Origin of the sequence: Flavobacterium sp. N2820 (genome assembly GCF_025947285.1) — a bacterium.
Taxonomy (GTDB): Bacteria; Bacteroidota; Bacteroidia; order Flavobacteriales; family Flavobacteriaceae; genus Flavobacterium.
In genome coordinates, this window is record NZ_CP110008.1 from 1,896,970 (window position 1) to 1,908,929 (window position 11,960).

The following is an 11,960-nucleotide window of genomic DNA, read 5'->3' on the forward strand; positions in this document are numbered from 1 at the left end:
TTCTCTAGAAAGGAGGTGTTCCAGCCGCACCTTCCGGTACGGCTACCTTGTTACGACTTAGCCCTAGTTACCAGTTTTACCCTAGGCAGCTCCTTGCGGTCACCGACTTCAGGCACCCCCAGCTTCCATGGCTTGACGGGCGGTGTGTACAAGGCCCGGGAACGTATTCACCGGATCATGGCTGATATCCGATTACTAGCGATTCCAGCTTCACGGAGTCGAGTTGCAGACTCCGATCCGAACTGAGAACGGTTTTGTAGATTCGCTCCTGGTCACCCAGTGGCTGCTCTCTGTACCGTCCATTGTAGCACGTGTGTGGCCCAAGGCGTAAGGGCCGTGATGATTTGACGTCATCCCCACCTTCCTCACAGTTTACACTGGCAGTCTTGTTAGAGTTCCCGACATGACTCGCTGGCAACTAACAACAGGGGTTGCGCTCGTTATAGGACTTAACCTGACACCTCACGGCACGAGCTGACGACAACCATGCAGCACCTTGTAAATTGTCCGAAGAAAAAACTGTTTCCAGTCCTGTCAATCTACATTTAAGCCTTGGTAAGGTTCCTCGCGTATCATCGAATTAAACCACATGCTCCACCGCTTGTGCGGGCCCCCGTCAATTCCTTTGAGTTTCACACTTGCGTGCGTACTCCCCAGGTGGGATACTTATCACTTTCGCTTAGCCACTCAGATTGCTCCGAACAGCTAGTATCCATCGTTTACGGCGTGGACTACCAGGGTATCTAATCCTGTTCGCTCCCCACGCTTTCGTCCATCAGCGTCAATCGTTTGTTAGTAACCTGCCTTCGCAATTGGTATTCCATGTAATATCTAAGCATTTCACCGCTACACTACATATTCTAGTTACTTCACAAAAATTCAAGCCCTACAGTATCAATGGCAGTTTCCTAGTTGAGCTAGGAGATTTCACCACTGACTTATAAGGCCGCCTACGGACCCTTTAAACCCAATGATTCCGGATAACGCTTGGATCCTCCGTATTACCGCGGCTGCTGGCACGGAGTTAGCCGATCCTTATTCCTACAGTACCGTCAAGTCCCTACACGTAGGGAGGTTTCTTCCTGTATAAAAGCAGTTTACAATCCATAGGACCGTCTTCCTGCACGCGGCATGGCTGGTTCAGGCTTGCGCCCATTGACCAATATTCCTCACTGCTGCCTCCCGTAGGAGTCTGGTCCGTGTCTCAGTACCAGTGTGGGGGATCTCCCTCTCAGGACCCCTACCCATCATTGTCTTGGTAAGCCGTTACCTTACCAACTAACTAATGGGACGCATGCTCATCTTATACCGTTGGAACTTTAGTTATAAAACCATGCGATTCTATAACACTATGGGGCATTAATCCAAATTTCTCTGGGCTATTCCCCTGTATAAGGTAGATTGCATACGCGTTACGCACCCGTGCGCCGGTCTCAAGTCCCGAAGAACTCTACCCCTCGACTTGCATGTGTTAGGCCTGCCGCTAGCGTTCATCCTGAGCCAGGATCAAACTCTTCATCGTATATTGTTTGTTAGAGTAAACTCTAACTTATGTTTCGATTCAAGTCGCTAGTCTTTTCAATAATAATCGAAAAATCTTACTCTCTCTTTTTTTTCAAACCTGTATTGCTACAAATTTGTGCTGTCAATTCAATATGTCTATGAACGTGTCATTCTCTTTTTAACTTCGCTTGTGTTTCAAAGCGGGTGCAAAAGTACAACTCTTTTTTAATCTGGCAAGCTTTTTTGAAAAAATTTTTTGATTATTTTTTCCTGAACACTTACCCACTATTTTTAAGAACTTGTACCCCCCAATTCTTTCGTTTCGGGTCGGCAAAGATACTACCTTTACTTTTTATTATCCAAATCTTTTTTCAACTTTTTTAAAAGTTTTTTGATTTGTTTAATCCTCAGTTTGTGTGTGAACTTCTTCCTTAATGCGGGTGCAAAAGTAGAAATCTTTTTTGTTCTCACAAGGCTTTTAAACTCTTTTTTTTCTCTTTTTTTGAAGATTTATCTTAACTCTCTGATAACAAGGATTTAATATGTGAAAGTTTTTTTGGGCTTAACCACTAAGGCAACGAGGAAGACACTAAGTACCACTATGGCCATTTTTAAACATATAAGGCATAGTAGTGTTTTGTTGCTTATATATAGTGTAGGCAAAGTTCATAAAAGTGGTTCGAAGAGGTGTGGCTTAACAGCGTTAAGCAGTAGCCTGCTGCGCAGGAGATTCCTATACTGCGGAATGACAACTCGCTATGTGAGGAATTAGTGCTCGCTTTGCGAGCCAGTGGAATAGTTATATGGAATGCAAAACGTCTTGAATAGCCCCGATGGGAGTGGCATCCCACGCCTTAGCGTGGATATAACGAACAGCGGGACCAATAGTTTTTATGAAATACTAAACGGCTGCTGCTAAAAAATTAGTCGAAGCGAATTGCTTTTACTGGAGATATTTTAGTAATAATATAGGATGGTATTAGTAAAACCAACAAACAAACGACAATAGTTCCGGTATTTAAAAGTAAAATATGAAATAAATCAATACTTACCGGCGCTTGGTTTACATAGTAGTTTTCAGGATTGAGTTGAACTACTCCGAAAAGCTTTTGAATTAACAATAAGGAGATGGCAATTAAATTTCCCCAAAACAAACCTCTAGCAATTAAATAAAAAGCGTTGTACAGGAATATTTTTCGGACATTCCAATTGTTAGCGCCCATAGCTTTTAGAATTCCAATCATTTGTGTGCGCTCTAAAATGAGTACTAATAAAGCTACTACCATATTAATAGTTGCCACAACAATCATTACAATTAGAATAACCAGGATGTTAAAATCAAACAATTTTAGCCACTCGAAAATGCTGTAATATTTTTCTTCGATGGTAATACTATTATAAGTAGGCGGAATTTCTTTATACACTTCCTCCCCTTTTTCTTTTATTTTTGAAAAATCCTCTACAAAAACTTCAAATGCCCCCACTTCTGTTGGTTGCCATTTATTGATGAGTTGCACATGGCGAATATCACCTATTATATAAGTAGCATCGAATTCCTGAAAACCTGAGTTGAAAATTCCAGTAATTAGGAAGTTTCTTTTATTAGGAAGTTTTCCGTTTTCTTTCATGAAAAAGGTTAGAAACTTATCGCCTACCTTTAATTGCAGTCGCTTAGCTAAATATTCCGAAATTAAAACTTCGGTATTTAATTCGGATTTTAGATTGGGGATGTTACCATCGACCAAATATTCTTCTAAATTGGTAAAGTTATAATCTTTACCAACACCTTTATATATGATACCTTCGAATGCTTTTTCTGTACGAATAATTCCGGCTTTGCTTGCTACGGCTTGCACGTGACTAATGCCTTCTACATTTTTGAATTTAGGATAAAAGCTTTGCTTGATAGAAATCGGTTCAGTAGTCACCTGAGATTGATTGTCATCAAAATTAGAAATAATAATATGTCCGTTGAACGCTGAAACTTTCTCGCGAATTTTATCTTGAAGCCCAACACCTGTAGCCACAGCCATAATCATCATAATAATTCCGATGGCAATTGCCGTAATCGCAATTTTTATAATTGGCGAAGAAATACTACTTTTATAACTTTTAGCAGCAATTAGTCTTTTGGCTATGAAATATTCTAAATTCAAGGTTTTTATGACATCTAAATTATTTTTCAAAAGTACATTATTATTTTTTTCTTTACTAATCGTTTCGTGTGGAAGTAGTAAAAAGGCTATTCCACAGAAAAAATCGAGTACTGATAATGCAACTTTGACTTCCACTTCAACAGATGTTGCTTTTAAAACCGGTGCCGAAAACATTGAAAGCTATTTGCATTTGTTGAAAGATAAACGCGTTGGAATTGTCACAAATCAAACAGGAATTCTTTCGAAAGAGAAACATTTGGTTGATTTTTTAATCGAACAAAACATCTATCTTCAGAAAATTTATGCTCCCGAACACGGTTTTAGAGGAACAGCTGATGCTGGCGAATTAATCGTTGACGGAAAAGACACCAAAACAAATTTACCGATTATCTCCCTTTACGGAAACAATAAAAAGCCAAAACCAGAGCAATTAGAAGGAATTGACATCTTGGTTTTTGATTTGCAGGATGTAGGTGCACGATTTTACACTTATATATCTTCGTTGCATTATGTGATGGAAGCTTGTGCAGAAAATAATATTCCGCTTTTAGTTTTAGATCGACCAAATCCGAATGGAAGCATTATTGATGGTCCAATTTTAGAAAAGGAACACACAAGTTTTGTGGGAATGCACGAAATTCCTGTTTTGCATGGCATGACAATTGGTGAATATGCCAAAATGATTAATGGCGAAAATTGGTTAAAAGATAGTTTACAATGTGATTTAAAAGTGGCACCTTGTTTGAACTATTCGCATGAAATGAAATATAGTTTACCTGTGAAGCCTTCGCCAAACTTACCAAACGATCAATCCATTAATTTATATGCAAGTTTGTGCTTTTTTGAAGGAACAAATGTGAGTGTAGGTCGTGGCACCGAAAAGCAATTCCAAATTTATGGTTCGCCCTTTTTACCTGAAAGTGAATTTGATTTTAGTTTTACTCCGCAACCTAATTTTGGAGCAAAAGACCCAGTTCATAATGGAAAATTATGCTTTGGCGAAGATTTAACCGAAATTAGAAAAGTGCATCGATTAGAATTAAAATGGCTATTGAAAGCTTACGAAAATACCACAGACAAAACCGTTTTCTTCAACGATTTCTTCACCAAATTAGCTGGAACCAAAAAACTCCGTGAACAAATTGAAGCCGGAATGACCGAAAAAGAAATTAGAAAAACTTGGCAAGAAGGTTTGGAGCGATTTAATAAAGTTAGAGCGAAGTATTTGATTTATTTTTAGTCTTGGATTTCAATACTTGGATTTATTTTTAACAACTCATCTATAAATTCATTTCTTTCTTTGGGTGAAATAAGAATTTCATCAAATTTATTGTAAACAATTGCAAGTCTATCTAATGAAAGAGCGGGTGAACTTAACGGATTATTTGTTCTATATATTTTACGGATTGATTTAATCTCAATTTTTGTGTTCCAAATCATTAAATTTTCACCTTCTATCCTATATTTAATTGTCTTTGCAAGCAAGAAAAATAAAACTAGCACAAATGCAGATATTGCAGATAAAAAATACTCGTTTGTCCAAATTCCATCTATAATTGGATAACCAAAAACACATCCTATAAGAATAATCAACCACCAATCGACTTTTGATTTATAAATTTTCATGTTATAAAGGCATTTTGGCTTTCATTTTCTCCACAATATTAAACGCCGCTGGACATATAGCTACATTTAACAACGTCAAATCTGTGATTTGATTGAATTTTTTTCTATCGGTGTGAGGGAATTCTCGGCAGGCTTTTGGGCGGACATCGTAGATAAAGCATTTGTTGTCGCTATCTAAAAACGTACACGGAACACTTTTCAAGACATAATCTTTATCTTCATCAATGCGAAGATATTGGTCAATAAACTGCTGTGGTTTTTGACGAAAACTTTTCGAAATTCGTTCAATATCGGCCGCCGTAAACAACGGTCCAGTTGTTTTGCAACAATTGGCACACTCCAAACAATCCGTTTTTTTGAATTCGGCATCGTGTAAATCTTGCATTACATAATCCAAATTCTTGGGAGTTTTCTTTTTTAGCTTGTCAAAATACTTTTTGGTTTCGATATGCGTATCTTTGGCAAGTTTTCCGAGTTCGTTTAAATTTGGCTTTAGCATTTTATTAATTTCTATTGCAAAGTTAAACAAACTTTTAAACGCATAAACCTCTAAATTTATAAACTTTTTTATGAAAGATCTTTTCGGAAAAGCCATTTTAGATTACCAAACGAATAATTCTCCCGAAGATTTAATCACAGAAACTTCTATTTCGGAAGCCGATGAAATGAGCGTTGCCTATTTGTTTCGTTCCTATGCCGAAATGCCAAAACTGGAGCAAAAAGCATTACAATTGGCTAAAGGAAAAGTTTTAGATGTAGGTTGTGGCGCTGGAAGTCATTCGTTATACCTACAAAACGAATTGAATTTGGATGTTACAGCAATTGATATTTCTGCAAATGCGATAAAAGCTTGTGAACTTCGTGGCTTGAAAAAAGCAAAAGTGCAAGACATAATGCAACTTGATGGAGAAAAATATGACACAATCTTGCTATTAATGAATGGCGCTGGCATGTGTGGTAAATTAAAAAATATTCCGAATTTCCTTCAAAAACTGAAATCATTAGTAACAGATAATGGTCAAATTTTAGTAGACAGTTCTGATATTATTTATATGTTTGACGAAGATGAAGATGGTGGAAAATGGATTCCAACCGATGTTGATTATTATGGAGAAGTTATTTTTGATATTGAATACAAAGGTGAAAAAGAAGCTTCTTTTGATTGGATGTATATTGATTATAATACGTTACAAAATGCGGCTGTTGCCAATGGTTTACAATGCGAATTGATATTAGAAGGCGAGCATTTTGATTATTTGGCGAGGCTAACCTTATAAAACAAAAAATCCCAAAATTTATGATTTGGGATTTTTTGTCTATTTAAAAGTCAATGGCATTTTTAGGTTAAAACTAACGGCTTTCCCTCCTCTAGAAGCTGGCTGCCATTTTGGTGCTTTTCTCAAAACACGTATTAATTCCATTGACGAATTATCGCCTAATTGTCTAATAATCTTAATATTTTTTACTTCTCCTTTATCGTTAACCGTAAATTCAAATACAATTTGACCTTTTTTTTCAATTGTACCTGTATCAAAATTTTGAATGATATAATCATAAAACGCATCAATTCCACCATTTTGAAATTTGGCTTCGATAAAATCTCCACCTAAATACACTTCATCTTCTCCTCCTAATTGAGAAAAACTTAGATTAGAAAACAAAACAAATACAGCTAATAATAAAAACTTCTTCATGCAATTTAAGGAATATTCAAGTATTTATGGGTTTGTAACGAAACTCTCCATTTCGGGTTATTCATTACATAATCTACGATTAACGGTGTCATTTCTTCTTTTTTGCTCCATTCAGGTTGTAAAAATAAAATAGCATTCGGATTTACTCTTGCTGCTTGTTCTTCAGCAAAAGTAAAATCGTGCTTGTTGTAGATGATTACTTTTAATTCGTTAGCAATATCATAAGCACTTTGAACAGGTAATTTATTTTTCTTTGGTGACAAACAAAACCAATCCCAAGTTCCCGAAACTTCATACGCTCCCGAAGTTTCAATATGTACTTTTAAATTTTGAGCTTTCAGTTTGGAAGTCAACAGCGTCATATCCCAAGTCAAAGGTTCTCCGCCTGTAACTACAACCGTATCAGCGTATTTTTTGGCATTAGCAACAATAATATCAGTATTCGTTGGCGGATGCAATTCCGCATTCCAACTTTCTTTCACATCACACCAATGACAACCAACATCACAACCGCCAATTCTAATAAAATAAGCAGCCGTTCCAGTATGATATCCTTCACCTTGAATCGTGTAAAACTCCTCCATTAAAGGCAACATTTCGCCTTTTTCAACCGCCAACTGTGTTTCTTTTTGTAACATCTTAAAACTAAAATAGTGGGCAAAGATACGACTTGGAAGTTAGAATCTATAAGTTAGAAGTCAGAAAATGTTTTGCGAGATAATTTGTATCATTATTTATCCTTGAAATTAAACATCATTTTCCTTACATTTGAAATTCAAAACATAGAAAAATGAGCAAAACAGAAGATTTTAGCAAACATATAAACGATGGATATACTTGCAAAGGCGAATTTATCACATTAGGTGGCGGAATTTTAGATGGTGAAGCGGTTCCAAACACACATGTGAAAATCCCTTTAAAAACATTAAACCGTCATGGATTAATCGCTGGTGCAACTGGAACTGGAAAAACAAAAACCATTCAAGTACTATCGGAACAATTATCGCTAAATGGAATTCCTGTTTTGATGATGGATATTAAAGGAGATTTTTCAGGAATTGCCATGCCAGGTGAAGAAAAATCATTCATTACAGAACGTCATGAAAAAATTACTCTTCCATATGAAACTAAAGGATTTCCGGTGGAATTAATGACGATTTCTGAACAAAATGGTGTTCGATTAAGAGCAACAGTTTCTGAATTTGGACCTGTTTTATTTTCTCGAATTTTAGATTTGAACGACACACAATCTGGCGTAGTTTCTATCATTTTTAAATATTGTGATGACAACAGTTTGCCATTATTGGATTTAAAAGACTTTAAAAAAGTACTACAATACGCAACGGAAGATGGCAAAGAAGAATTTGAAGCCGAATACGGAAGAATTTCAACTAGTTCAACAGGTTCGATTTTGAGAAAAATCATCGAATTAGAACAACAAGGTGCCGAATTATTCTTTGGTGAAAAGTCATTCGATATTCAAGATTTAATGCGGGTTGACGAAAACGGAAATGGTTATATCAACATCATGCGTTTGACCGATATTCAAGACAAACCAAAATTATTTTCGACATTTATGTTGAGTTTGTTAGCCGAAATCTACAATACTATGCCAGAACAAGGTGACGCAGGACAACCAGAATTAGTCATCTTTATTGATGAAGCCCATTTGATTTTTGACGAAGCCAGCAAGGCGTTATTAAATCAAATTGAAACGATTGTGAAATTGATTCGTTCTAAAGGAATTGGGGTTTATTTTATTACGCAAAATCCGATGGATGTTCCAACTGGAGTTTTGGCACAATTAGGTTTAAAAATTCAGCATGCGTTAAGAGCTTTTACGGCAAATGATAGAAAAGCGATTAAAATGACAGCAGAAAATTATCCAGATACTGATTTTTATGAAACCGATGAAGTACTTACTTCGTTGGGAATTGGAGAAGCGTTTGTAACAGCTTTAAGCGAAAAAGGAACACCAACGCCATTAGTGGCTACAATGATGCGAGCGCCAATGAGTAGAATGGATGTTTTAACTGATGATGAAATTGAAGATAGTATTGCAAAATCGAAATTAGCAAAAAAATATAACGAAATAGTTGACAGAGATAGTGCTTACGAATTATTAAACAAAAAAATTGCCGAAGCTCAAGAAGTCGCAGCCGAACAAGAAGCTGAAAAACCAACCCGTAAAACAAAAGAAGAACCAAGTACAGCTGAAGTAATTGGAAAATCTGTTACTAAAGTGGTTACAAGTGCGAGTTTTATTCGCGGTGCATTTGGTTTATTAATGAAGATGTTTAAAAGGTAAAAACTCAAAGACTCGATGTTAAAATGAAAAAATATTTTATTCAAAAAGCACCATTTATAGTTCCAACTACTGATGGAAAATTGATTGAAGAACACCATGGATTGGCAACCACAAACAATTCCGCAATTTCAATTGCTCACATGATAGCACCACCAGGCTGGAGTGAACCTTTTCAAACTCCAGAATTTGAAGAATACACGTATATCATTAAAGGAAAAAAGCAATTCATTATTGAAGATGAAGTGGTGATTTTAGAAGCAGGTCAATCGATAAAAATTGAGAAAAACAATCGTGTTCAATATTCAAATCCGTTTGAAGAACCGTGTGAATATTTAGCGATTTGTACGCCAGCTTTTAGTATGGATTCTGTTAATAGAGAAGAATAAAAAAGAGGCAATTGCCTCTTTTTTATTTTAATAATTCTAAAATCTTATTTTCAACTTCTTCTGAATTCCAATTTTCTTGAATATTATCCATTTTTAAAACTTCTTGCATGATTTCATTTTGAAAATCGCCAATTGCCATAGCTTCTGAATAAGGTTGTAGACTAAAAGTTACCCGACTATACAATGGCATCCATTTTTCGGGATGTTTTTCAGAGAACCATTTTTCGATTTTCTTTTGCAATAAAAAATTAGCATCAGCTGTTTTAGCACTCATTTCTTCAAAATTTCTTCTGGAAAGTTCTGCAATGGCATCAGCGTTTGGCTTTCTTGAAGTTTCATATGCTTTAAAAATTCGATCCCAATCATCGCCATATTTTTGCATCAATTCATTCAGAATCGTAATATCTTCAAATCCTGCATTCATTCCGTGACCGTAGAAAGGTACAATTGCATGCGCTGAATCACCAATTAAAGCAATTTTATCATTAAATGTCCAAGGAAAACATTTCATAACCGCCAAATAACTGTTCGGATTTCTGAAAAAATCACGCACTAAATCTGGAATCACATCTTTTGTATCTGGAAAATAAGTCGCGAAAAACGATACTAATTTTTCTTCATTTGTTAAGGATTCAAACGAATTTTCGCCTTCAATCGGCATAAATAAAGTACAGGTAAACGAGTTGTCTAAGTTAGCCAATCCCATCAACATGAAATTGCCTCTTGGCCAAATGTGTAACGAATGAATATCAATTTTTGGAGAACCATCTGCATTAGCAGGAATATGCAATTCTTTGTAACCAATTTTCATGAATTCTTGCGAATAATCAAACATCGATTGGCGTTGCATTCTGTGTCTAATTCTTGAAAAAGCACCATCGGCTCCAAAAACTTTATCGTATTTTAATTCGGTCCAATCACCTTGTTCCGTTTCTCCTTCCCATAAAGTTGCTGTAGCTAATGTTACATCCCAAATTTTACGTTCAAAGAAAAATTCCACTCCTTCAGTTTCAGCTAAATCAACCATTTTTCGGTTCAAAACACCTCGAGATAATGAAAAAATAGCTTCTCCTTCTTTACCATAATATTGATAATTTAGCTTGCCATCTTGTAAATGAATAGCTCTTTTATCTACTGGAATTCCAATTTTTCTAATTTCTTCATCTAAACCAACATCTTCCAAGGCTTTCCAACCACGATTTGACATTACCAAATTAATGGAACGCCCCGAAAACTCAACTGTTCTAATATCGGGACTTCTGTCATAAACATGTACTGTATGTCCGGCTCTTTTTAAATAGACTGCTAATAAAGTTCCTACTAATCCAGAACCTACGACAGCAATTTTTTGTGGCGTTTGCATGAAGTTTTTGTAAAAATTTGGACTACAAAAATACGGAATAATAAATTTTAATACCTGACTTTTATCAGATTTTTCGTTTCGAAATCAAATTTTGTTTAATTATTTTTATTATATGTTAAACAAAATGTATCTTTGAATAAAAATTGCTATGCGAAAGATTACGAAAGATGAATTATTTTATATGTCTAAAGTTCCTCGATTGAACTTGGTAAATTGTGTTACAGGTTATAAATCGGCTAACTTAATTGGAAGTGTTTCTGTAGAAGGTAATTTGAATGTTGCTATATTTAGTAGTGTTACTCATTTAGGAAGCGAACCACCTTTGTTAGGTTTTATTTTGAGACCTACGACAGTTCCTAGAGACACATATAACAACATCAAAGAAACTGGATACTTTACAGTAAATCACATTACAGAAGAAATGATCGCTGATGCACATCACACTTCATCTAGTTATGAAGAACATATTTCAGAATTTGATAAAACCAATTTAGAGCCTGAATTTATCGATAATCACAAAGTGCCTTTTGTAAAAGGAAGTCCGGTACAATTATTATGCAAATATGTGAACGAATACAAAATTGAAGAAAACGATTGTATTCATATCATTGCTTCGATTGAAACGATTTATGTGGCTGAAAAACTCTTTCATGATGACAATTGGATGCAACTTGATCGAGGAAATGTTGTAGCAATAAATGGCTTAGATGGTTATGCTGTTCCAAAAATTGTTGACCGTTTTCATTATGCGCGACCAGATAAACCATCAACTTCGATGCTATAATGGCGCATAAAAAAGTAAATCTTCCAGAAAAAATATGTAAAACCTGTCAATTCCCTTTTTCGTGGCGCAAAAAATGGGAGAAAAACTGGGACGAAGTTCAGTATTGTAGTGATAAATGCAGAATGAATAAAAATAAATAA

The 11,960-nt window shown here is 35.7% G+C and carries 12 protein-coding genes and 1 rRNA gene; 6 read left to right on the forward strand and 7 right to left on the reverse strand.

Annotation, left to right across the window (positions count from 1 at the left end; all coding sequences use genetic code 11):
- Positions 1-8 precede the first annotated feature (8 nt).
- Positions 9-1,522 (reverse strand): 16S ribosomal RNA (locus OLM52_RS09220).
- 904 nt (positions 1,523-2,426) lie between these two features.
- Positions 2,427-3,659: an ABC transporter permease gene (locus OLM52_RS09225; RefSeq protein ID WP_264550535.1), complete on the reverse strand. Its 1,233-nt coding sequence runs from the start codon at positions 3,657-3,659 to the stop codon at positions 2,427-2,429.
- Between the two features lie 7 nt (positions 3,660-3,666).
- Here OLM52_RS09225 and OLM52_RS09230 point away from each other — a divergent pair, with 7 nt between their 5' ends.
- Complete coding sequence (locus OLM52_RS09230; protein WP_264548226.1) at positions 3,667-4,899, forward strand: DUF1343 domain-containing protein; 1,233 nt, start codon at positions 3,667-3,669, stop codon at positions 4,897-4,899.
- Here OLM52_RS09230 and OLM52_RS09235 read toward each other — a convergent pair.
- Positions 4,896-5,285 (reverse strand): PH domain-containing protein, encoded by a 390-nt coding sequence (locus OLM52_RS09235; protein WP_264548227.1) that lies wholly within the window; start codon positions 5,283-5,285, stop codon positions 4,896-4,898. The genes OLM52_RS09230 and OLM52_RS09235 overlap by 4 nt on opposite strands.
- Before the next feature lies 1 nt (position 5,286).
- Positions 5,287-5,784 carry a YkgJ family cysteine cluster protein gene (locus OLM52_RS09240; RefSeq protein WP_264548228.1) on the reverse strand — a complete coding sequence of 166 codons (498 nt, stop codon included), beginning with the start codon at positions 5,782-5,784 and terminating at the stop codon, positions 5,287-5,289.
- Positions 5,785-5,854: 70 nt separating this feature from the next.
- Between OLM52_RS09240 and OLM52_RS09245 the strand changes: the two genes are divergently transcribed.
- Entirely contained in the window at positions 5,855-6,562 is a 708-nt protein-coding gene (locus OLM52_RS09245; protein WP_264548229.1) for a class I SAM-dependent methyltransferase, read from the forward strand.
- A 39-nt stretch (positions 6,563-6,601) separates the two neighbouring features.
- Here the strand turns inward: OLM52_RS09245 and OLM52_RS09250 are convergent, their stop codons facing one another.
- A complete protein-coding gene (locus OLM52_RS09250; protein WP_264548230.1) occupies positions 6,602-6,979 on the reverse strand; it encodes an energy transducer TonB in 378 nt (125 codons plus the stop codon).
- 5 nt (positions 6,980-6,984) lie between these two features.
- Positions 6,985-7,617, reverse strand: coding sequence for a 7-carboxy-7-deazaguanine synthase QueE (locus OLM52_RS09255; protein WP_264548231.1), 633 nt, complete (start codon positions 7,615-7,617; stop codon positions 6,985-6,987).
- A 152-nt stretch (positions 7,618-7,769) separates the two neighbouring features.
- Here OLM52_RS09255 and OLM52_RS09260 point away from each other — a divergent pair, with 152 nt between their 5' ends.
- Together OLM52_RS09260 and OLM52_RS09265 are read left to right on the forward strand one after the other, a co-directional pair.
- Entirely contained in the window at positions 7,770-9,287 is a 1,518-nt protein-coding gene (locus tag OLM52_RS09260) for a DUF853 domain-containing protein (protein ID WP_264548232.1), read from the forward strand.
- A 23-nt stretch (positions 9,288-9,310) separates the two neighbouring features.
- On the forward strand, positions 9,311-9,673 hold the full coding sequence (locus tag OLM52_RS09265) for a cupin domain-containing protein (RefSeq protein WP_264548233.1): 363 nt from the start codon (positions 9,311-9,313) through the stop codon (positions 9,671-9,673).
- Positions 9,674-9,695: 22 nt separating this feature from the next.
- On the opposite strand, the gene OLM52_RS09270 is transcribed toward OLM52_RS09265, so the two are convergent.
- Positions 9,696-11,036, reverse strand: a complete 1,341-nt coding sequence (locus OLM52_RS09270) for an FAD-dependent oxidoreductase (protein WP_264548234.1) — start codon at positions 11,034-11,036, stop codon at positions 9,696-9,698.
- Between the two features lie 148 nt (positions 11,037-11,184).
- Here OLM52_RS09270 and OLM52_RS09275 point away from each other — a divergent pair, with 148 nt between their 5' ends.
- Entirely contained in the window at positions 11,185-11,820 is a 636-nt protein-coding gene (locus OLM52_RS09275) for a flavin reductase family protein (RefSeq protein ID WP_264548235.1), read from the forward strand.
- Positions 11,820-11,960, forward strand: a complete 141-nt coding sequence (locus OLM52_RS09280; protein WP_264548236.1) for a DUF2256 domain-containing protein — start codon at positions 11,820-11,822, stop codon at positions 11,958-11,960. The genes OLM52_RS09275 and OLM52_RS09280 overlap by 1 nt, the downstream gene beginning before the upstream one ends.

Bases quoted from the DNA above. Each gene is read 5' to 3' on its own strand.
- OLM52_RS09235 (WP_264548227.1), bottom strand. From the start codon at position 5,285: ATGAAAATTTATAAATCAAAAGTCGATTGGTGGTTGATTATTCTTATA.
- OLM52_RS09275 (WP_264548235.1), top strand. From the start codon at position 11,185: ATGCGAAAGATTACGAAAGATGAATTATTTTATATGTCTAAAGTTCCT.
- OLM52_RS09250 (WP_264548230.1), bottom strand. From the start codon at position 6,979: ATGAAGAAGTTTTTATTATTAGCTGTATTTGTTTTGTTTTCTAATCTA.
- OLM52_RS09255 (WP_264548231.1), bottom strand. From the start codon at position 7,617: ATGTTACAAAAAGAAACACAGTTGGCGGTTGAAAAAGGCGAAATGTTG.
- OLM52_RS09245 (WP_264548229.1), top strand. From the start codon at position 5,855: ATGAAAGATCTTTTCGGAAAAGCCATTTTAGATTACCAAACGAATAAT.
- OLM52_RS09280 (WP_264548236.1), top strand. From the start codon at position 11,820: ATGGCGCATAAAAAAGTAAATCTTCCAGAAAAAATATGTAAAACCTGT.
- OLM52_RS09260 (WP_264548232.1), top strand. From the start codon at position 7,770: ATGAGCAAAACAGAAGATTTTAGCAAACATATAAACGATGGATATACT.
- OLM52_RS09270 (WP_264548234.1), bottom strand. From the start codon at position 11,036: ATGCAAACGCCACAAAAAATTGCTGTCGTAGGTTCTGGATTAGTAGGA.
- OLM52_RS09230 (WP_264548226.1), top strand. From the start codon at position 3,667: ATGACATCTAAATTATTTTTCAAAAGTACATTATTATTTTTTTCTTTA.
- OLM52_RS09240 (WP_264548228.1), bottom strand. From the start codon at position 5,784: ATGCTAAAGCCAAATTTAAACGAACTCGGAAAACTTGCCAAAGATACG.
- OLM52_RS09265 (WP_264548233.1), top strand. From the start codon at position 9,311: ATGAAAAAATATTTTATTCAAAAAGCACCATTTATAGTTCCAACTACT.